The following is a 20,877-nucleotide window of genomic DNA, read 5'->3' on the forward strand; positions in this document are numbered from 1 at the left end:
CCACAAAACCGACGAACGCAATCAATGATTACGACCCCGAAGACTTAACAAGGAGCATTCATGAAACACGTTGTTTATACCGCCAGCCCTGAAAGCCAGCAGATCCATGCCTGGCAGCTGAATGAGGATGGCGCGCTGACGCTGTTGCAGGTTGTCGATGCGCCGGGCCAGGTTCAGCCAATGGTGGTCAGCCCGGACAAAACGTTCCTGTACGTGGGTGCCCGTCCGGACTTCCGCGTGCTGGCGTATAAAATCGACAGTGAAGGCAAACTGAAAGAAGCGGGGCACGCATCGCTGCCGGGCAGCCCGACCCACATTTCTACTGACCGCGAAGGTCGCTTTATCTTCGTCGGTTCATATAACGATGCCTGCGTCAGCGTCAGCCCGATTGGCGACAACGGCCTGCCGGGCGAACCTGCCCAGGTGATTAAGGGTCTGGACGGCTGCCACTCGGCGAATATCGACCTCGGTAACCGGACGCTGTTTGTTCCGGCGCTGAAGCAGGACCGCATCGCGCTGTTCGAGCTGGCGCAGAACGGCGAGCTGACTCCGCGCGCTCAGGCCGAGGTGAATACCACCGCCGGTGCCGGTCCACGCCATATGGTGTTCCATCCGAACCAGAAGTTTGCCTACTGCGTCAACGAGCTGGATAGCAGCGTCGACGTCTGGGCGCTGGGTGAAAAAGTCGAGAAGGTGCAGAGCCTGGATATGATGCCGGAAGGCTTCAGCGACACGCGCTGGGCGGCCGACATCCACATCACCCCGGATGGCCGCTTCCTGTACAGCTGCGATCGCACTGCCAGTGTGATCACCGTGTTCAGCATCGGCAACGACGGCGCGACGCTGACTATTGAAGGCTACCAGCAGACGGAAACCCAGCCGCGCGGCTTTAACATCGACAGCACCGGGCAGTATCTGATTGCGGCAGGTCAGAAATCACACCATATCGCGGTGTACAAAATCGCCGCGGATAACGGTCTTCTGCAGGAGCTGGCGCGCTATGCGGTCGGCCAGGGACCGATGTGGGTCACCATCAGCGCGCTCTGATCGCCCGCTGACAGCTAATAAAAAAGGCAATCTGAGGATTGCCTTTTTTATGCGCGACGGCGGCCAGATATAGGCAATTGCCGCGTGGGGTAGAAATCTTACCATCGCGCAGAATTATAGCCTGCGCGATCGCCATTTCTGAGCGCCGATCAGGCGTAAATGGCGGTAATCGCCGCGCTGCCCAGCGTATGGAAATGTACGTTAAAGCCGACCATTGCCGCACTGGCGTTCTCGTCCACGTCCAGCTTTTCCACGTCCAGTGCGTGAACGGTGAAAATATAGCGGTGGTGTTCACCTTTCGGCGGTGCCGCGCCGCCGTAACCGGCGCTACCGAAGTCGGTGCGGGTTTGCAGCGATCCGGTCGGCAGTTCGGCAACGCCGGAACCGGCACCTTCAGGCAGTTCGCGGGTGTCCGCAGGCAGGTTGGCCACCACCCAGTGCCACCAGCCCGAGCCGGTCGGCGCATCGGGATCGTAGCAGGTCACCACAAAGCTTTTGGTTCCGGCCGGAACCTCATCCCACGCCAGATGCGGCGACAAATTCTCACCCTGGTAGCCCATGGCATTTAATACCTGGCGCTCCGGCAGCTTATCGCCATCGTTAAAACTCGTGCTAAACAGTTTCATTCCTTCTCCTGTCAGTGAAGATGTCAGCCATTTTCAGCCGCTCTGCGGCGGCAAAGGTCATCCCGGCTGCCTGCGCAGCCAACGCTGAAAAGGTATCATATCTGGGGCTGCGGCGGCACCAGCGTGCTAAACAATGGTATGCCGCCGCGTTCATCAGCGAAGCATTCGTGGCTCACGGCTTCATCTTTATGAGCAATGAAGCCGCATTGCCTGGATCTCTGTAGCTGGGCTCATTTACTGCAACGCATCCGGGGATGATGCCCTTTGCCGCGTTTATGCTGGCGTATCGCCCGCTACCCGCACCACCACCTTGCCGAAGTTTTTCCCCTCCAGCAGGCCAATCAGCGTTTCCGGTGCGTTATCCAGACCGTCGACCACATCTTCACGGAACACCAGGCGATCCTCCGCCACCCACTGGCTCATCTGGCGGAAGAATTCGTCAAAGCGATGGCCGTAATCCTGATTGATAATGAAGCCCTGCACGCGCAGGCGTTTACGCAGGATGGCGCTTTGCAGCAGCGGCAGGCGGTCCGGCCCGACGGGAAGATTCGTGCTGTTGTAGTCGGCGATCAGACCGCAAACGGGAATGCGCCCTTTGGTATTCATCAGCGGCAGCACGGCGTTAAATACTTTGCCGCCCACGCTTTCAAAATAGACGTCGATCCCCTCCGCGCAGTGGCGGCTGAGCTGCTGTGCCAGATTATCATCGCGATGGTCCAGGCAGCGGTCGAAGCCCAGCACCTGTTCGGCATAGCGGCATTTCTCTGCGCCACCGGCAATACCGACCACATGGCAGCCTTTCAGTTTGGCAATCTGGCCCACCAGTGAGCCCACCGCGCCGGTCGCTGCGGCCACCACCACGGTCTCGCCCGGCTGCGGATTACCGATATCCAGCAGCCCCATATAGGCGGTAAAGCCCGGCATGCCCAGAATCCCTAAGGCGTGGGAGGGATGTTTCAGCACCGGGCCGCTAAGTTTAAATAAGTCGCGGCCGTCGGACAGGGAAAAATCCTGCCAGCCGCTGTTGCTGACCACCCAGTCACCGACGGCGTAGTCGGCATGTTCAGACTGTTCGACAACCGAGACGGTGCCGCCGCACATCACCTCGCCCAGCCCGACGGGCGGCGCGTAGGAAGGCGCATCGCTCATCCGTCCGCGCATATACGGGTCGAGTGACAGCCACACGGTGCGCAGCAGCACCTGGCCGGTTTTTGGGGCAGGGACGTGCCGGGCTTCCAGACGGAAATTGTTTTCCGTCGGTGCGCCGTGCGGGCGCGAAGCCAGCAGGATGCGACGATTGGTTTGCTTGTCTTGTGGCATAAAAGAACCTCCGCTATCTCGTGCCCGGCTTCAGTGCCGCACACACAATGCTAAAAGCGTAGTGCATTCGGTCTGCGGCTGCCTCGCGCTGCGTGCCTTCAGGTCATCGTAAACAGCTGGGGATTGTCCACGGCGGCGGCAACCGTCGCGGTCAGCTTTGCCAGCTCGTCGCTGGAAATAATATAGGGCGGCATCAGGTAAATCAGGCGACCAAACGGACGTATCCACACGCCGCTTTCCACAAAGAAGCGCTGAATGGCGGCCACGTCCACCGGTCGGCGAGTTTCCACTACGCCAATCGCGCCCAGCACTCGCACATCGGCAACTTCCGCTGCGGCCTTTAACGGCATCAGCGCCGCCCGCAGCTGCGCTTCAATTGCCGCGACCTGCTCGGGCCAGTGGTTCTCTTCCAGTATCGCCAGCGACTCGGCCGCCACCGCACAGGCCAGCGGATTGGCCATAAACGTCGGGCCGTGCATAAAGCAGCCCGCTGCCCCGTTGCTGATGGTGTCCGCTACCCGGCGAGTGGTCAGCGTCGCCGAAAGCGTCATCGTGCCGCCGGTCAGGGCTTTGCCGACGCAGAGAATATCCGGGGCGATCCCCGCGTGTTCGCAGGCAAACAGCCTGCCGGTGCGGCCAAAGCCGGTGGCAATCTCATCGGCGATCAGCAGCAGCTGATAGCGGTCGCACAGCTCACGTACCCGCTGTAGATAGCGCGGGTGATAGAAACGCATCCCGCCCGCACCCTGCACAATCGGCTCAAGAATCACCGCACTGAGCTGACGATGATGGGTCACGATCAGCTGTTCCAGCGCGTCGGTATCGCTTTCGCGCCACGGGTCGTCAAACCGGCACGTCGGCGCGGGGGCAAACAGATGCTCGGGCAGATAGCCCTGATACAGGCTGTGCATTGAATTCTGCGGATCGCACACCGACATCGCCGCAAAGGTATCGCCGTGATAGCCGTTACGCAGCGTCAGAAAGCGCTGACGTTTCTCGCCGCGCGCCTGCCAGAACTGCAGGGCCATCTTCATCGCCACCTCAACCGCCACCGAACCGGAATCCGCCAGGAACACGCACTCCAGCGGTGCGGGAGTGATGGCGATCAGTTGGCGGCACAGCGCCACTGCCGACGGGTGCGTAATACCGCCGAACATCACGTGCGACATCTGCGCCATCTGGTTCTGTAACGCCTGATTCAGGCGCGGATGGTTGTAGCCATGAACCGCCGCCCACCATGACGACATGCCGTCAACCAGCTGCCGACCATCGGCCAGCTGTAACCGGCATTCCTGCGCGGCGACCACCGGATAGCAGGGCAGCGGATCGCGCATTGAGGTATAGGGATGCCAGATATGGTCACGGTCAAAAGCAAGATCGGCTGCATTCATAAATCACTTGTAAACCAAAAATAAAAAATTTAGTTTACAAGTATAACCAGGCCGTGAAGACAAATGACAGACTTTTTTGGAGCAAGCAATGGCAAAACGTTGGACCCTTTCACAGACGCAGGCGCTGTTTGATAAGCCGTTTCTCGAACTGATGTTTGAAGCGCAGCAGATCCACCGCCAGCATTTTGACCCGCGTCAGGTACAGGTCAGCACGCTGCTGTCGATCAAAACCGGAGCCTGCCCGGAGGACTGCAAGTACTGCCCGCAAAGCGCGCGTTATAAAACCGGGCTGGAATCGGAGCGGCTGATGGAAGTGGAGGAGGTGCTGAACTCCGCGCGCAAGGCGAAAGCCGCCGGTTCCGGTCGTTTTTGCATGGGGGCGGCGTGGAAAAATCCGCACGAGCGCGATATGCCCTATCTGGAGCAGATGGTGCAGGGAGTGAAGGCGATGGGGATGGAAACCTGTATGACCCTCGGTACGTTGAGCGAGCAGCAGGCACAGCGGCTGGCCTCCGCCGGGCTGGATTTCTATAACCACAACCTCGACACTTCGCCGGAATTCTACGGCAGCATCATCACCACCCGCAGCTATCAGGAGCGTCTGGACACCCTGGGAAAAGTGCGTGATGCCGGGATTAAAGTCTGTTCCGGGGGGATCGTCGGCCTGGGCGAAACGGTCAACGACCGGGCCGGACTGCTGGTGCAACTGGCGAACCTGCCGACGCCGCCGGAAAGCGTACCAATCAATATGCTGGTGAAAGTGAAGGGCACGCCGTTGGCGGATAACGAGGACGTCGATCCGTTCGACTTTATCCGCACCATTGCTGCGGCAAGAATTATGATGCCGCGTTCCCACGTGCGTCTTTCTGCCGGGCGTGAACAGATGAGCGAGCAGACCCAGGCGATGTGCTTTATGGCCGGGGCTAACTCGATTTTCTACGGCTGTAAGCTGCTGACCACGCCAAACCCGGAGGAGGATAAAGATCTGATCCTGTTCCGTAAGCTGGGCCTGAATCCGCAGCACACCGCGACGCACGCCGGGGATAACGAACAGCAGCAGGCGCTTGCCGCCCAGCTGATGAGCGCTGACACCGAACAGTTTTACAACGCGGCCCTGTAATGAGCTGGTCGCAACGTATTCAGCAGGCGCTGGAGCAGCGCCGTCAAAACGGTCAGTACCGCCAGCGCACGCCCTGCCAGCAGGCCGACGCCCGTAGCCTGAGCATCGCAGGGGCGGACTACCTCAACTTTTCTGCCAACGATTACCTCGGGCTGAGCCATCACCCGCGCATTGTGAATGCCTGGCAGCAGGGCGCGGCGCGCTATGGCGTTGGCGCAGGCGGCTCGGCGCATATCACCGGATTTCGCACCCCGCAGGTGGATCTGGAGCAGCAGCTGGCCGACTGGCTGGGCTACCCCCGTGCGCTGCTGTTTATCTCCGGCTTTGCCGCCAATCAGGCGGCGATCGCGGCGCTGGCGGGTAAAGACGATCGCATCCTGGCCGACAAACTCAGCCACGCTTCGCTGTTAGAGGCCGCCAGCCACAGCCCGGCGACGCTGCGCCGCTTTGCCCATAACCAGCCGCAGGCGCTGGCCGCCAGGCTGGCGGGTCCGTGCAGCGGTGAAACGCTGGTGGTCACGGAAGGCGTCTTCAGCATGGACGGCGACGGCGCGCCGCTGGCGGCGCTGCATCAGCTTGCGCAGCAGCATAACGCCTGGCTGCTGGTGGATGATGCGCACGGCATTGGCGTTTGCGGTGAACAGGGGCGGGGCAGTTGCTGGCAGCAGGCAGTTAAGCCCGATCTGCAAATCATTACCTTTGGTAAAGCGTTCGGCGTCAGCGGTGCGGCGCTGCTGTGCGATGACGATACCGCCGAGTTTATGCTGCAGTTTGCCCGCCATCTGATTTACAGCACCGCCATGCCGCCCGCTCAGGTCTGTGCACTGCAGGAGGCGCTGCGCTGCGTGCAGCAGGGTGACGAACTGCGCCAGCGCCTGCGGCAGAATATCGCCCGTTTTCGCGCCGGAGCCGATGGTCTGCGCTGGCAGATGATGAATGCCGACAGCGCGATTCAGCCGCTGTTAGTGGGCGAGGAAGGGGCCGCTGTGGAACTGGCTGCGCGGCTGCGGCAGCAGGGCTGCTGGGTGAGCGCGATTCGACCGCCGACCGTACCGCCCGGCACCGCGCGGCTGCGCATTACGCTGAGCGCGGCGCATTTGCCGGATGATATCGATCGCCTGCTGGAGGTGCTGCATGCTACAGGCGATTGATAAACGGGCGGTTGCCGTGGCCTTTGGCCGCGCTGCATCTGGCTATAACCAGCACGCCGAGCTGCAACGGCTGTGCGGTGAACGGCTGATGGCGCTGGCGAGGCGCGGGAGCACAATGCAGGTGCTGGACGCGGGCTGCGGTACCGGCTGGTTCAGCCAGCGCTGGCAGCAGAACGGCCATCGGGTGACCGCGCTGGATCTCTCGGCAGAAATGCTGCGTCAGGCGGAATCATCGGCGGTCGCATCGGACTACCGGCTGGGGGATATCGAAGCGCTGCCGTTCGCGGATGCCAGCTTCGACCGCTGCTGGAGCAATCTTGCCGTACAGTGGTGCAGCGATCTGCGTCAGGGGCTGAGCGAGCTGTATCGGGTGACCCACCCGGGGGGGCAGGTGCTGTTTTCTACCCTCGAATCCGGATCGCTGCACGAAGTGACGGCCGCGTGGCAGGCGCTGGGAGCCGGGGTTCCTCTCAACCCGCAGCTGACCGCCAACGAGATCGCGCAGGCCGGGATCGGCATGAATTTACAACTGCACCGTTTCACATTGACGCTGGCCTACCCGGACGCCATTAGCGCGATACGTTCGCTAAAAGGGACCGGGGTGACCCATTTACATCGCGGTCGGGAAAGCCATTTTCTTAACCGGGAACGGCTACAGCAGCTTGAGCACGTCTGGAGCCGCGATGAGCGCGGCTGCCTGCTGAGCTGGAAACTGATTTTAGGAGTGATTGAACGTGAGTAAACGCTGGTTTGTGACCGGAACCGATACGGAAATAGGCAAAACAACCGCCAGCTGCGCGTTGCTGCAGGCCGCCAGCGCGGCGGGTTATCGCTGTGCGGGCTATAAACCGGTGGCCTCCGGCTGTGAAGTCACACCCGAAGGGTTACGCAATGAGGATGCCCTGCTGCTACAGCGGTTTTCCAGCGTCGATTTACCCTACGAGATGGTCAATCCGCTGGCGTTTATGGAACCCACCTCACCGCATATCGTCAGTGTGGAAGAGCAGCGTCCCATCGCCTTCAGCCAGCTATCCGCCGGGCTGTCGTCGGTAGCGCAGCACGCTGACTGGGTACTGACCGAGGGGGCCGGAGGCTGGTTTACCCCGCTGTCAGTGGATCAAACGTTTGCCGACTGGGTGGTGCAGGAGCAGCTGCCGGTGATTCTGGTGGTGGGGGTTAAGCTGGGCTGCATCAATCACGCGCTGCTGACCGCGCAGGCGATTCAGGCCAGCGGATTACCGCTGGTAGGCTGGATTGCCAACTGCGTACAGCCCGCCGGCAAGCGTCACGCGGAGTATATGGCGACGCTACGACGGCTGCTGCCTTCGCCGCTGTTGGGGGAGATCCCTTATCTGCCCGATGAAACGCAGAGGGCGCAGCTGGGGCAGTATCTGTCGCTGCCATAGCGGCAGACGCCCCGATGCGAAGACGCTGGAATAACGCCGGGATGCCACCCCGGGCAGCACTGTTCAGGCCGTCAGCCAGGTATTCACCACGCCTTCATCCAGCAGCGCCATTTTGCCGTGGGCGACGTTTCGCCCGCGGTGCAGCAGCAGGAAGTAATCGGCCACCCGGCGGATAAACGACAGGCGCTGTTCCAGCAGCAAAATGGTCATGCCGAAATCATGATTCAGCCGGTGGATCAGATTGCCCATTTCCTCTTCCAGCCACGGCGACATACCTTCGGTCGGATCGTCCAGAATCAGCAGCTTGGGTTCCAGAACCAGCGCACGGGCCAACGCCAGATGCTGCTGCTGGTCGAGGGGCAGTTCGCCACTGCGCTGCTGGCGTAGCGAATAAAGTGCCGGAAACAGGTCATAAACCATCTGCGGGATAGCCCGGTGGCGCTCCTGTCCTGCACCGGCCAGCAGGGCGATTTGCAGGTTCTCTTCCACGCTAAGCTGAGAAAAAATTTGCCTGCCCTGCGGAACATAGCCAATGCCGAGAGCAGCACGCCGCTCTACCGGCTGCAGCAGCAAATCCTGCGGCGGCAGATCGCCTTCTTGCCAAATCATCGAACCGCTGTTGATCGGCAGGTGGCCCATGATGCAGTTAACCAGCGTAGTCTTCCCCATCCCGGGGCGGCCAATGATGCCGGTACAGGTGCCGGGGGGAAGATCGAGGTCCACATCCCACAGAATATGGTTTTGCCCATAAAATTGATTGATTGAACGTAAACTCAGCATCTTGCACTCTCCTCCAGACAGTATCCGATTGCACCCGCATTACAGGGCGATTTAGCTGGCGTACTATTTAACAAGCAATTAACGGGCCATCTCTACATAACGGTGAAAAACTCGATGAACTATCAGTTCTGCGGCTCTATTTGTCAGAAACGTTAAACAATTTCTAACGGTAATCAGCGGGCTGCACCCCGATAGTGCTCCGGGCTAATCAATTGTGGTGCAGCTGCTGCGTGAAATGGCAGGAGTGCGCTGAAGTCTGAAAGACGGGGATGCTTAAAATTCCTACTGTCTATGCAGAATTCCACCTTTTCATATCCAAAAAGGTGCGTTGAAGTGTGAAAAAAAAAACAAAAAAAAATATTTAGCAGTGGTTATGAGCGATGGGGACGATTTATACACATCAGACGTTTCAAGCGCTGTAATCAGTTATCCACTGTTACTGTGGATAACCTTGTGTATTAGATTGTGAAAACTTGCGTAAAGCGAGAGCGGGCGCGGCTTTGGCTCTGATTGATGCGAAACTCGGCTTGTTATTTAATTCTATTAAAATCAGCATTTTAACTAAAATCAAGCGCCGGGGATTCTTGAACCAAAGTCGGCCGCGCTTTTAACTGCCGACGCTTGACAAATGTTAATATAACAAAAGTTCTGGGGATAACCCGGTAACAGTTTATGCGCAGTCGTTTGCGTACTGTCCGACAAAAGTGCGGCTCTGCCCTCTGGATTCGCATTATGCAAATCAACTGTTAATTTATCCAGTATTTTTAACTGGCAAATTGGCGATGGCGGAGTAGAATTAGAACCCGGTTCGTGCATATTTCCATCAGGTAGCCTGCTAATGAGCAAAGTCTTTAAACTCAACTCCGATTTTAAACCCTCTGGCGATCAGCCTGAGGCGATCCGCCGTCTGGAAGAGGGTCTGGAAGACGGGCTGGCTCACCAGACGCTGCTTGGGGTAACGGGTTCAGGAAAAACGTTTACCGTCGCCAACGTGATTGCCGATCTCAATCGGCCAACCATGGTGCTGGCACCCAATAAAACCCTGGCCGCGCAGCTGTACGGTGAGATGAAGGAGTTTTTCCCCGACAATGCGGTGGAATACTTTGTCTCCTATTACGATTATTACCAGCCTGAAGCCTACGTCCCCAGCTCGGATACCTTTATCGAGAAAGATGCTTCAGTAAACGAACACATTGAACAGATGCGCCTGTCGGCGACGAAGGCGCTGCTGGAGCGCCGTGATGTGATCGTGGTAGCGTCGGTCTCGGCGATTTACGGCCTGGGCGACCCCGACCTCTATCTGAAGATGATGCTGCACCTGACGCGCGGCATGGTGATTGACCAGCGCGCGATCCTGCGGCGTCTGGCAGAGCTACAGTACACCCGCAACGATCAGGCCTTCCAGCGCGGCACGTTCCGCGTACGCGGTGAGGTTATCGATATTTTCCCGGCGGAGTCCGACGATTACGCGCTGCGGGTTGAACTGTTTGACGAAGAAGTGGAACGGCTGTCGATTTTCGATCCGCTGACCGGGCAAATCACCTCGGTGATCCCACGCTACACCATCTATCCGAAAACCCACTATGTGACCCCGCGCGAGCGTATTTTGCAGGCGATGGAAGAGATCAAAGTGGAGCTGGCCGATCGCCGTCAGGTGCTGCTGGCCAACAATAAACTGCTGGAAGAGCAGCGTATCAGCCAGCGTACCCAGTTTGACCTGGAAATGATGAATGAGCTGGGCTACTGCTCGGGCATTGAAAACTACTCGCGCTATCTTTCCGGGCGCGGCCCGGGTGAAGCGCCGCCGACGCTGTTTGACTATCTGCCTCCCGATGGCCTGCTGGTGATTGATGAATCACACGTCACCATTCCACAGATCGGCGGCATGTATCGCGGCGACCGGGCACGAAAAGAGACGCTGGTGGAATACGGTTTCCGCCTGCCATCGGCGCTGGATAACCGCCCGATGAAGTTTGAAGAGTTTGAGGCGCTGGCCCCGCAGACCATTTATGTTTCCGCTACGCCGGGCAATTACGAGCTGGAAAAATCCGGCGGCGAGGTGATTGACCAGGTGGTTCGCCCAACCGGTCTGCTTGATCCGATCGTCGAAGTGCGCCCGGTTGGCACCCAGGTTGACGATCTGCTGTCGGAGATTCGCCAGCGGGTGGCGATTAACGAACGCGTGCTGGTGACGGTGCTGACCAAGCGGATGGCGGAAGATTTAACCGAGTATCTGGAAGAGCACGGCGAGCGGGTACGCTATCTGCACTCCGACATCGACACCGTTGAGCGTGTTGAAATCATCCGCGACCTGCGCCTCGGCAAGTTTGATGTGCTGGTGGGTATCAACCTCCTGCGAGAGGGGCTGGATATGCCGGAAGTCTCGCTGGTGGCGATCCTTGACGCGGATAAAGAGGGCTTCCTGCGTTCTGAACGTTCGTTGATCCAGACCATCGGCCGCGCGGCGCGTAACCTTAACGGTAAAGCGATTCTGTACGGTGATAAGATCACCCCGTCGATGGAGCGCGCCATTGGTGAAACGGAGCGCCGCCGTGAGAAACAGGACGCCTTTAACAAAGAAAACGGTATCGTGCCGCAGGCGCTGAACAAGAAAATTGCCGACATTCTGGAGCTGGGGCAGGGGCTGGCGAAAAACAAAGCCAAACCGCGCAGCATGAAGGGCCGCAGCATTGTGGAAGACGATCCGGGTTATGTGGATCTGTCGCCGCAGGGGCTGCAGAAACGCATCCACGAACTGGAGGCGCTAATGCAGCAGCATGCGCAGAACCTTGAGTTTGAGGAAGCCGCCGAGGTGCGCGATAAGCTGCATCAGGTGCGGGAGCTGTTTATCGCCGCGTCGTAAGCAACGACGCGCTGATTGGCAGATGGCCCTTCACAGATGGGAACGTCGCGGCAGTGAGGCGATGGGTAATGATGGCTAACTATCCTGAATCCGGCCCCGTAGCGCACAGTCTTACGGGGCAGGCTGACTCAGAGCCAGGCGACCAGGGAGCGTAGCGGTGCTGTTTGCCGCTTAGCTAGTTCATCGCCTGGATGGCGTGCTCCAGCGCATTGCGCAGCAGCTGGCGATCGTGGCGATAGCGAATATCGTTAGCCTCCAGCGGTTCCTGTACAACCACCCGGTCGCTCAGCAGGCTGGTATCGCTGACCGGGCCGACCACCAGTGCATCAATCACCCGTTTGCCAATCGCTTTTTCCATAATCTCCAGTTTATCGGCGACGGTCAGTTGTGCCGCCGCCGGGCTGAGTTCCTTGCCCAGATTGCCGATAAACACCATGGTGGCCGGGCTGCGACGCAGCGCCTGTGCCAGTTCAGGCACCAGCAGTACCGGCATCAGGCTGGTGTAAAAGCTGCCGGGACCAATCAGAATCAGATCGGCTTCGGCAATCGCTTCTACGGCTTCGCGGGTGGCGCTGACCACCGGCGACAGCCTCAGCTCCTGCGGCCGTTGGTTCATCTGATCGATCTCGGTTTCGCCATACACCAGATGTCCTTCTGCATCGACGGCAACCAGATCCACCGGCTGCTCGGACATCGGGATCAGAAATGCATCGACCTTCAGCAAATTGCGGATAAGATTGATTGCTTCAAGCGGGCGTACGCTGAGGTGGTCGAGGGATTTCAGCATCAGATTGCCGAGATTATGCCCGGCCAGCTCGCCGTTTCCGGCAAAGCGGTACTCAAACATGGCGGAAGCCACACTCGGTTCGGCGATCAGCTGATTAAGGCAGTTGCGCATATCGCCCCACGCAATGCCGCCTTCCGAGCGGCGAATTCGCCCGGTGGAACCCCCATTATCGGTGGTGGTGACAATGCCGGTCAGGCGAGAACCTAAAGGAGAAAGAGCGGACATCACACGGCCCAGTCCGTGCCCGCCACCCAGAGCCACCACGCGATCGAGGTCGGCTAACGTGCGATTACGCATAGAATTTTTTCATCACGATGCAAGAATAATTATGTTTAGCATTTTACGCTAACCAGCGGCGAAAATGCGGAAAAATCGTTATATATCATAATATATACCGAAACTTTGTACTGGAATCCAGCCTGCTTTAGCGTTAAAGTTTTAACCAACTTGGTTTACCGATGAGCGGTAAATCACACTTAGCCCTGATACCTAAGTCTTTAAGCGGATACGGTGTCCTGGCCGCAACCTCGAGTTGCCAGGGTGCAGAAAGAAATGCCTGCATCTCCCGACATTGGAAAGGTGTAGCTGGTGCTAAATTTCACGGATAATTACGCCCGTAGTTTTTACTACCTGCGTTTATCGATCACTGACGTGTGCAACTTTCGTTGCACCTACTGTCTCCCCGACGGCTATCGGCCGCAGGGCGCAAATAATAAAAGCTTCCTTTCGCTGGATGAAATCCGCCGTGTGACCCGGGCGTTTGCCGCCGCGGGCACTGAAAAAGTGCGGCTCACCGGCGGGGAGCCCTCAATGCGCCGTGACTTCACCGATATTATAGCCGCCGTTCGCGAAAACAAAGGTATCCGCCAACTGGCAGTCACCACCAACGGCTATCGACTGAAGCGTGACGTTGCCCAATGGCGAGATGCCGGACTGACCGGGATCAACGTCAGCGTCGACAGCCTCGATCCCCGCCAGTTTCACGCCATCACCGGCCAGGATAAATTTGAAGAAGTGATGCACGGTATTGATGCCGCCTTTGACGCCGGTTTCAGCAAGGTGAAGGTGAACAGCGTACTGATGCGAGACGTTAACTACCGCCAGCTCGATTCCTTCCTCGGCTGGATCCGCACGCGTCCCATTCAGCTGCGTTTTATTGAACTGATGGAAACCGGTGAAGGCGGCGATCTGTTTCGCCGGCAGCACGTCTCCGGTGAATCTATTCGTCAGTATCTGCTTGAGCACGGCTGGGTCCTGCAGGCGCGCGCGCGCAGCGACGGCCCGGCACAGGTGTTTCACCACCCCGACTATCTGGGGGAAATCGGTCTGATCATGCCCTATGAGAAGGATTTCTGCGCCAGCTGTAACCGGCTACGCGTCTCGGCCGTCGGTAAGCTGCATCTTTGCCTGTTCGGTGACGGCGGCGTGCCGCTGCGCGATCTGCTGGAGAATGACGATCAGCAGGACGCCCTGCAGGCGCGTATAGCCAGCAGCCTCAGCCATAAAAAGCAGACGCATTTCCTGCACCAGGGCAATACCGGCATCACACAAAACCTCTCGTTTATCGGCGGTTAATCTAAGGATTTGATTATGGGTAAAGGTACAGCGGAGTTCATCGCACTCAACGTGGCGATTCTTACCGTGTCGGACAAGCATACGCTGGCCAGCGACACGTCCGGTGACTGGCTGAAAGAGGCGGTGAGCGAGGCCGGGCACCAGGTGCTCGATCGCGCCATCGTGCCGGATAACCGTTACCGCATTCGTGCAGTGGTATCCAGCTGGATCGCCAGTACGGATATGCAGGTGGTGCTGATCAACGGCGGCACCGGTTTCAACAGTAAAAACAGCACCCCGGAAGCCTTAGTGCCGCTGTTTGACCGCGAAATTGAAGGCTTCGGCGAGCTGTTTCGCATGGTTTCGTTTGAGGATATTGGCACCTCAACGCTGCAATCACGCGCGGTAGGTGGCATCGCCAACCAGACGCTGATCCTTGCCGTGCCGGGGTCAACGTCCGCCTGCCAGCTGGCCTGGGAGCGCATCATTCAGGATCAGCTGGATGCCAGAACGCGCCCGTGCAATTTCGTTTCACACGTAAAGAAGCTTTGATATGTCTCAGTTAACCCACATTAATGCCGCCGGTGAGGCGTATATGGTGGATGTCTCCACCAAACAGGAAACCGTGCGCGAAGCCCGCGCTGAAGCTTTTGTGGTGATGCACCCGGAAACGCTGCAAATGATCATCGACGGCAGTCATCATAAAGGTGACGTGTTTGCCACCGCGCGCATCGCCGGTATCCAGGCGGCAAAGCGCACCTGGGAGCTGATCCCGCTTTGCCATCCGCTGATGCTGAGCAAGGTAGAGGTAAAACTGGAAGCCCAGCCCGAGCAGCATCGCGTGCGTATCGAAACGCTCTGCCGCCTGACCGGCAAAACCGGCGTGGAGATGGAAGCACTGACCGCCGCGTCGGTAGCCGCACTGACCATCTACGATATGTGCAAAGCGGTGCAGAAGGATATCAGCATCGAACAGTGCCGCCTGCTGAGTAAAAGCGGCGGTAAATCCGGTGATTTCCAGGCGGTGCCTCATGCTTAATATTCTTTTCTTCGCTCAGGTGCGGGAACTGGTTGGCACCGATCGTATTGAGCTGCCTGCCGAGTATGCCGACGTGGAATCGCTGCGCGCGGCGCTTGCCGAACGCAGCGATCGCTGGGCGCTGGCGCTGGAGTCCGGCAAGCTGCTGGCGGCGGTCAATCAGACCCTGGTTTCGCATCAGCATCCACTTCGCGCCGGGGATGAAGTCGCCTTCTTCCCGCCGGTTACCGGGGGCTGAGATGGAAACACGTATTCGGGTCAGTGCCGATCCCTTCGATATGGCCGCAGAATATTCCTGGCTTTCCGCCTGCGACAGCGACGGGGCGGTGGTGACCTTTACTGGCAAAGTCCGTAATCACAACCTCGGCGATAACGTCAGCGCGCTGACCCTGGAGCACTATCCGGGGATGACCGAAAAAGCGCTGGCCGATATTGTAGCCGAGGCCCGTCAGCGCTGGCCGATGCAGCGGGTGACGGTGATCCACCGCATCGGGGAACTGTTTCCCGGTGACGAAATTGTGCTGGTGGGCGTCAGCGGTGCGCACCGCGGAGCCGCCTTTGACGGTGCGGAGTTCATTATGGACTACCTGAAAACTCGCGCGCCGTTCTGGAAACGGGAAGCCACCGCCGAAGGCGATCGCTGGGTTGAATCCCGCGACAGCGACAAGCAGGCCGCCGGGCGCTGGCAGCAGCAAAAGGCGGAGTAAAACCGCTTTATCTGATGGATCTACGGTGAATCAGCCGCTAGTCTGAGCGCATAAATCGGGTTAATCGTAAGGATATCCATGCTTTATCGCGCTCTGAGTCGCCTCTCTTTGCTGTCCCTGCTGATCCTCGCAGGCTGTAGCAGCCCGACCTCTAAAAAAGCCGACGCGCCGCGTCCCGCCGATGTGAAAACGCAAATCACCCGCCTGCTGCCTGCGGGCGTTAGCGATCGCCAGGGCTGGGCCGGGGATATCTTCGTGGCGCTTAACGGTCTGAATATCCCGCCGACCACCAGCAATATCTGCTCGGTGATCGCCGTCGCCGGGCAGGAGTCTAATTTTAACGCCGATGCGCCCGTCGCGGGGCTGCCGAAAATTGCCTGGGCTGAAATTGACCGCCGCGCGGGCCAGCTGCATATCCCGTCATTCCTGGTGCGTACCGCGCTGATGATCGACTCCCCGAACGGTAAAAGCTACGCCGACCGGCTCGATCGTGTGAAGAGTGAAAAAGAGCTGAGCGCAATATTTGATGACTTTATCAATATGGTGCCGATGGGGCAGAAGCTGTTCGGCAATCTGAACCCCATCCATACCGGCGGGCCGATGCAGGTCAGTATCGCCTTTGCTGAAGCGCATGCCCGCGGCTATCCCTACACGCCGGACGGATCTATCCGCCGCGAGGTATTCACGCGGCGCGGAGGCGTGTGGTTTGGCACCCAGCACCTGTTGGGCTATCCGGCCGATTATCCGGCTCCGCTGTACCGCTTTGCCGACTATAACGCGGGCTGGTATGCCAGCCGCAACGCCGCTTTCCAGGCGGCCGTATCGCGACTGAGCGGTATCAAACTGGCACTGGACGGTGACCTGATTAACTACGGCTCCGACAGCGCAGGATCAACGGAGAAAGCGCTGCGCACGCTGGGCAAACGGCTGGATTACAGCGACCGGGCCATTCGCCGGGCGCTGGAAAAAGGAGATGAAGCGGACTTCGACAACAGCGATCTGTGGCAGGCAGTCTTCGCGCTGGCGGATAAAGACGCCGGGAAGACGCTGCCGCGTGCCGTGCTGCCGGGTATCAAGCTGGAAAGCCCGAAAATCACCCGTAATCTGACCACCGCCTGGTTCGCCCAGCGGGTGAACAGCCGCTATCAGAGCTGCCTGGCGCGCCAGTAGCAGATTCAACCCTTGCTCAACGGGGTGAGTTTGTTTCACGACGAACTGGCACAGACGGGAATCTATGTGCCAGACTGAGAACAGATTAACGGGTTTATTCACTTATCTTTGAGAGGAGCATCATGGACAGATATCCACGTTCCAGTGATTCAATCGTTCAACGTGCCAGTACGGGCCTGTCCATTTACATGGCGCAGGTATACGGCTGGATGACCTGCGGCCTGCTGCTGACGGCGTTTGTTTCCTGGTATGCGGCGAACACCCCGGAGGTCATGCAGCTGGTCTTTGCCAATCGCATTACCTTCTTCGGACTGATTATCGTGCAGCTTGGGCTGGTGGTACTGCTGTCGATGATGGTGCAGAAGCTCAGTGGGGCCGTCGCTACCGGCATCTTTATGCTTTACTCGGCGCTGACCGGCCTGACCATGGCCAGTATCTTCCTCGTTTACACCTACTCATCCATTGCCAGCACTTTTGTGGTGACAGCGGGGATGTTCGGTGCGATGAGCCTGTGGGGCTACACCACCAAACGTGACCTCAGCGGTATGGGCAGCATGCTGTTTATGGCGCTGATCGGCATTCTTCTCGCCTCGCTGGTGAATCTGTGGCTGAAAAGCACCGCGCTGATGTGGGCAGTGACCTATATCGGTGTGGTGGTGTTTGTCGGGCTGACCGCTTATGACACCCAGAAGCTGAAAAATATCGGTGAGAGTATCAACGTAGAAGATAAAGAGAATCTGCGTCGCTACTCGATTATGGGCGCACTGACGCTGTATCTCGACTTTATTAACCTGTTCCTGATGCTGCTGCGGATCTTCGGCAACCGCCGCTGATTCAACCTTATCACGGTCCGGGCTTATCCCCGGACCGTCTGCCTCATGCCGCCAGATTCTTTGCTTTCAACGATTTAGCCCGGCTCTCCAGCCACAGATACAGCACCAGCGCCAGCAGCAGCGGGGCGATAAAATAGAGCAGGCGGTAAGCCAGCAGCGCGGCAATAATCGTGCCGTGGCCCACCGGTTCACCGCGCAGCAGCGCCAGAAACACCGCTTCCAGCACGCCAATTCCGGCAGGAATATGAATAATCACTCCGGCAATACTGCTAATCAGCAGCACGCCCAGCACCTGAGGGAAATCCACCTTCTGCATCAGCAGCAGCCAGATAATTGCCCCCATCACCAGCCAGTTCGCGCTGGAAACCGTAAACTGCACCAGCGCCATGCGCAGCGACGGCAGCGCCAGCTTATGGCCTTTAATGCTCCAGCGGCGGCGGCGGGAAAAGGCACACAGCAACAGATAGACAAACACAAACAGCAGCAGCCCGATGCCAATAGTGCGTAAGGTTGCCGACCCGACAAACCATCCTTCGGGAATTTTCACCATGCCCGTGCTAAATACAATGCCGGACACCAGCACATAGCCCAGCCAGTTAGTGGCGATGCTCAGGGTAAAAATGCGGGTAATAGTGCTGCTGCTTAAGCCCAGCCTTGAGTAGAGACGATAGCGCATCGCCACGCCGCCAACCCAGGTGCTGAGCGTCAGATTAAAGGCGTAACAGATAAACGACACCAGCATCACCTGGCGTTTTTCCAGCTTGTGGCCGCAGCTGGCGCGGCCGATCAGGTCGTACACGCCGTAAGTCAGATAGCTGACGATCACCAGCACCACCGAAGCCAGAACCGCCGTGCGGTTGTAGTTGACGATGGTGTCCAGCACCTCACTCCAGTCAACTTTGCGAGCGTAAATAACCAGCAGAACGATAACGGCGATAAAAAACAGCCAGGTCATCGCCTTTTTCACCGGTTTCCATAAGCGTCGGGATGTCGACATCAGAATTTGGCTCCTTCGTTTTCCGTTCCCATGCGGTCCTGAGTTTCCATTTCCGGCTGTACCGGGGCAGGGACTTCGGCCAGTTTAGGCGTATGGGCAGGCAGCCAGCCGGCAATCGCGGGAAAATGGCGCAGGAAGTGGAACACCACCACGTTTTTACTTAACTGCCACCAGCTCTGCGGCGGCAGCTCGCTCTCTTCCACCCGGCGACAGTCCTCCTGCAGCAGGCGCTCAAGGTTATCCCGCACCTGCTGATTAAAGTCGCGGTCGTGGATCATCAGATTGGCTTCCAGATTCAGCGACAGGCTGAGCGGATCGAGGTTGCTGGAACCGACGGTGGCCCACTGCCGGTCTTTTACCGCAATTTTGGCGTGCAGCGGGCGGCGGCAATATTCATAAACCTCCACGCCGCCTTTCACCAGAAAGCTGTAGAGCAGCTCTGCACCGACTTTAACGATGGGCATATCCGGTTCACCCTGAACAATCAGCCGCACGTGAACGCCGCGCCGTGCCGCATTGCGCATCTCGCGCAGCAGGCGATATCCGGGAAAGAAGTAGGCGTTGGCGATAATCACATCTTCTTTGGCCGTACGCAGCATCTCGAGGTAATGCTGCTCGATGTCATCGCGGTGATCGCCGTTATCGCGCCAGACCAGCAGCGCCTGTGCGTCACCGGGTGTGGCATTCTGCGCCGGGCGATGGCGTCGGGCACCCCACCAGCGGTGACCCGAACGCTTGCTGCCGATCTCCTGCTGCACGTAGGCGGCAATATCGGCGACGATTGGCCCTTTCACCTCAACGGCATAGTCCTGCTTGGCCTGGGGGCCAAAGCTGGCGTTGTGCTCCGCCGAATAATTAATGCCGCCTACGAAGGCAATATCGCCATCGGCGACCACGATTTTCCGGTGCAGGCGGCGGAACAGGTTGGTCCGCATCCCCAGCACCAGCGGGCGCGGATCGTAATACACGAAGCGTATCCCCTCTGCGGTCAGGCTGTTAACGAAAGTGTCAGGCAGATCGGGTGAGCCATAGCCATCCACCATCATTTCGATATGAACCCCGCGACGCGCCGCAGCCAGAAGTTCAGCGTGCAGCGCCTGGCCGACGTCGTCATCAAACAAAATAAACGTTTCCAGCAGCAGGTTGTGCTGTGCGCGTTGAATCGCGCCGAAAACGCGAGGGAAAAATTCCTCGCCGTTCTCCAGCAGCCTGATGGAGTTACCTTCTCGCCAGCCTGGTTTCATAGATGGATTTCCACCGCCAGCGGCGCATGATCGGAAAGATGTGACCACGGGCGCAGCGGAATAGTTTGTGGGCGGCCGATTCCGGCATTCCGCACGTAGATGCGGTCCAGCCGAAGGAGTGGGAAACGTGCCGGGAAGGTGCGCGCAGGTCTGCCATGCCGCTGGCTGAACACTTCTTCCAGCCCGGCCTGGCGTTTCAGGATAGCGTTGGCCCGCTGCCGCCAGTCGTTGAAGTCCCCGGCAATCACCACTGGTTCATCGGGAGGCAGGGCGTTGACCAGCTGGCAAATCATCAGCAGCTGATTGCGGCGATCGGCTTCGCGCAGGCCCAGATGGACGCACATCACGTGCAGCGTTCCCGCTCTGCCGGGCAGGGCAATCTGGCAGTGCAGGACGCCGCGCTTTTCAGTCCCGGCAATCGAGATGTCGCGATTCTCGAAATGGGTAATGGGCAGGCGTGACAGCACGGCATTCCCGTGATCCCCATCTGGATAGACGGCGTTGCGGCCGTAGGCGAAATCCTGCCAGATCGAATCCGCCAGAAATTCGTAATGTGGTACGCCGGGCCAGTTTTCCACCTTTAGTGCATGCAGACGGTGGCTGCCCATCACTTCCTGCAGGAGAACGATATCGGCCCCGGTAGCACGTACTGCATCTCGTAGTTCTGGCAGGATAAAACGTCGGTTAAAGGGGGTAAAACCCATATGTGTATTAATGGTCAGGATTTTAAATGAAAATCCTTGCGCATTTTGTGACATAATTAGCGCGCTCTCCCTTTCAACTTGTGAAGAGTAAAGTGTAGTCCTTGTCACAAAAGAGTGCTTAATTGCGCTTTTTTTTGC

General features: G+C 58.4%; 21 protein-coding genes and 1 riboswitch. Of the genes, 13 read left to right on the forward strand and 8 right to left on the reverse strand.

The genetic code is table 11. The annotated features are described in order from the left end of the window. Positions 1–60: 60 nt before the first annotated feature. The gene (pgl, locus tag IBT47_RS24195; RefSeq protein WP_200563574.1) at positions 61–1,047 is read left to right on the forward strand and encodes a 6-phosphogluconolactonase; all 987 of its coding nucleotides are present in this window, start codon (positions 61–63) and stop codon (positions 1,045–1,047) included. A 149-nt stretch (positions 1,048–1,196) separates the two neighbouring features. Here the strand turns inward: pgl and IBT47_RS24200 are convergent, their stop codons facing one another. From IBT47_RS24200 to bioA, 3 genes are all read right to left on the reverse strand, one after another. After that, positions 1,197–1,673 (reverse strand): kinase inhibitor, encoded by a 477-nt coding sequence (locus IBT47_RS24200; RefSeq protein WP_105591118.1) that lies wholly within the window; start codon positions 1,671–1,673, stop codon positions 1,197–1,199. 273 nt (positions 1,674–1,946) lie between these two features. Then, the gene (locus IBT47_RS24210; protein WP_200563578.1) at positions 1,947–2,993 is read right to left on the reverse strand and encodes an NADP-dependent oxidoreductase; all 1,047 of its coding nucleotides are present in this window, start codon (positions 2,991–2,993) and stop codon (positions 1,947–1,949) included. 98 nt (positions 2,994–3,091) lie between these two features. Next, entirely contained in the window at positions 3,092–4,384 is a 1,293-nt protein-coding gene (gene bioA / locus IBT47_RS24215; RefSeq protein ID WP_200563580.1) for an adenosylmethionine--8-amino-7-oxononanoate transaminase, read from the reverse strand. Positions 4,385–4,472: 88 nt separating this feature from the next. Here bioA and bioB point away from each other — a divergent pair, with 88 nt between their 5' ends. Genes bioB through bioD form a run of 4 tightly spaced genes read left to right on the forward strand, consistent with a single transcriptional unit; the run spans position 4,473 to position 8,061 of the window. Next, entirely contained in the window at positions 4,473–5,504 is a 1,032-nt protein-coding gene (gene bioB / locus IBT47_RS24220) for a biotin synthase BioB (protein ID WP_200563582.1), read from the forward strand. Continuing rightward, entirely contained in the window at positions 5,504–6,655 is a 1,152-nt protein-coding gene (bioF, locus tag IBT47_RS24225) for an 8-amino-7-oxononanoate synthase (protein WP_200563584.1), read from the forward strand. Before bioB ends, bioF begins: the two co-directional genes overlap by 1 nt. Further along, positions 6,639–7,397: a malonyl-ACP O-methyltransferase BioC gene (bioC, locus tag IBT47_RS24230; protein WP_200563586.1), complete on the forward strand. Its 759-nt coding sequence runs from the start codon at positions 6,639–6,641 to the stop codon at positions 7,395–7,397. The genes bioF and bioC overlap by 17 nt, the downstream gene beginning before the upstream one ends. Next, positions 7,390–8,061 (forward strand): dethiobiotin synthase, encoded by a 672-nt coding sequence (gene bioD / locus IBT47_RS24235; protein WP_200563588.1) that lies wholly within the window; start codon positions 7,390–7,392, stop codon positions 8,059–8,061. The genes bioC and bioD overlap by 8 nt, the downstream gene beginning before the upstream one ends. A gap of 63 nt (positions 8,062–8,124) precedes the next feature. Here bioD and IBT47_RS24240 read toward each other — a convergent pair whose 3' ends face one another. After that, positions 8,125–8,841 (reverse strand): ABC transporter ATP-binding protein, encoded by a 717-nt coding sequence (locus IBT47_RS24240; RefSeq protein ID WP_105591125.1) that lies wholly within the window; start codon positions 8,839–8,841, stop codon positions 8,125–8,127. 838 nt (positions 8,842–9,679) lie between these two features. On the opposite strand from IBT47_RS24240, the gene uvrB reads away from it, so the two are divergent. Then, positions 9,680–11,704, forward strand: a complete 2,025-nt coding sequence (gene uvrB / locus IBT47_RS24245; protein ID WP_105591126.1) for an excinuclease ABC subunit UvrB — start codon at positions 9,680–9,682, stop codon at positions 11,702–11,704. Between the two features lie 175 nt (positions 11,705–11,879). Here the strand turns inward: uvrB and yvcK are convergent, their stop codons facing one another. After that, positions 11,880–12,788, reverse strand: coding sequence for a uridine diphosphate-N-acetylglucosamine-binding protein YvcK (yvcK, locus tag IBT47_RS24250; RefSeq protein ID WP_200563589.1), 909 nt, complete (start codon positions 12,786–12,788; stop codon positions 11,880–11,882). Positions 12,789–12,952: 164 nt separating this feature from the next. Beyond that, positions 12,953–13,088: riboswitch (molybdenum cofactor riboswitch) on the forward strand. Between yvcK and moaA the strand changes: the two genes are divergently transcribed. The 7 genes from moaA (at position 13,080) to IBT47_RS24285 (ending at position 17,794) form a co-directional block, all read left to right on the forward strand. Continuing rightward, positions 13,080–14,066: a GTP 3',8-cyclase MoaA gene (gene moaA, locus IBT47_RS24255; RefSeq protein ID WP_200563591.1), complete on the forward strand. Its 987-nt coding sequence runs from the start codon at positions 13,080–13,082 to the stop codon at positions 14,064–14,066. (Overlaps the previous riboswitch by 9 nt.) 15 nt (positions 14,067–14,081) lie before the next feature. Then, the gene (moaB, locus tag IBT47_RS24260; RefSeq protein ID WP_200563593.1) at positions 14,082–14,597 is read left to right on the forward strand and encodes a molybdenum cofactor biosynthesis protein B; all 516 of its coding nucleotides are present in this window, start codon (positions 14,082–14,084) and stop codon (positions 14,595–14,597) included. A gap of 1 nt (position 14,598) precedes the next feature. After that, positions 14,599–15,084: a cyclic pyranopterin monophosphate synthase MoaC gene (gene moaC / locus IBT47_RS24265; protein ID WP_200563595.1), complete on the forward strand. Its 486-nt coding sequence runs from the start codon at positions 14,599–14,601 to the stop codon at positions 15,082–15,084. Beyond that, on the forward strand, positions 15,077–15,322 hold the full coding sequence (gene moaD / locus IBT47_RS24270; protein ID WP_105591131.1) for a molybdopterin synthase sulfur carrier subunit: 246 nt from the start codon (positions 15,077–15,079) through the stop codon (positions 15,320–15,322). The genes moaC and moaD overlap by 8 nt, the downstream gene beginning before the upstream one ends. A 1-nt stretch (position 15,323) precedes the next feature. Further along, on the forward strand, positions 15,324–15,791 hold the full coding sequence (gene moaE / locus IBT47_RS24275; protein WP_200563597.1) for a molybdopterin synthase catalytic subunit MoaE: 468 nt from the start codon (positions 15,324–15,326) through the stop codon (positions 15,789–15,791). Positions 15,792–15,869: 78 nt separating this feature from the next. Continuing rightward, the gene (locus IBT47_RS24280) at positions 15,870–16,961 is read left to right on the forward strand and encodes a DUF1615 domain-containing protein (RefSeq protein WP_200563599.1); all 1,092 of its coding nucleotides are present in this window, start codon (positions 15,870–15,872) and stop codon (positions 16,959–16,961) included. Positions 16,962–17,083: 122 nt separating this feature from the next. Next, positions 17,084–17,794 carry a Bax inhibitor-1/YccA family protein gene (locus tag IBT47_RS24285; protein WP_200563601.1) on the forward strand — a complete coding sequence of 237 codons (711 nt, stop codon included), beginning with the start codon at positions 17,084–17,086 and terminating at the stop codon, positions 17,792–17,794. 43 nt (positions 17,795–17,837) lie between these two features. Here the strand turns inward: IBT47_RS24285 and IBT47_RS24290 are convergent, their stop codons facing one another. From IBT47_RS24290 to IBT47_RS24300, 3 genes are read right to left on the reverse strand one after another with little or no spacing between them, the layout of a single operon-like run. After that, positions 17,838–18,791, reverse strand: coding sequence for a lysylphosphatidylglycerol synthase domain-containing protein (locus tag IBT47_RS24290; RefSeq protein WP_200563603.1), 954 nt, complete (start codon positions 18,789–18,791; stop codon positions 17,838–17,840). After that, positions 18,791–20,035 carry a cardiolipin synthase ClsB gene (gene clsB, locus IBT47_RS24295; RefSeq protein ID WP_200563605.1) on the reverse strand — a complete coding sequence of 415 codons (1,245 nt, stop codon included), beginning with the start codon at positions 20,033–20,035 and terminating at the stop codon, positions 18,791–18,793. Before clsB ends, IBT47_RS24290 begins: the two co-directional genes overlap by 1 nt. After that, positions 20,032–20,793 carry an endonuclease/exonuclease/phosphatase family protein gene (locus IBT47_RS24300; protein WP_200563607.1) on the reverse strand — a complete coding sequence of 254 codons (762 nt, stop codon included), beginning with the start codon at positions 20,791–20,793 and terminating at the stop codon, positions 20,032–20,034. Before IBT47_RS24300 ends, clsB begins: the two co-directional genes overlap by 4 nt. Between the last annotated feature and the right edge of the window lie 84 nt (positions 20,794–20,877).

The sequence above is a fragment of the Erwinia sp. S43 genome (assembly GCF_016624745.1).
GTDB classification, from domain to species: Bacteria; Pseudomonadota; Gammaproteobacteria; order Enterobacterales; family Enterobacteriaceae; genus Erwinia; species Erwinia coffeiphila.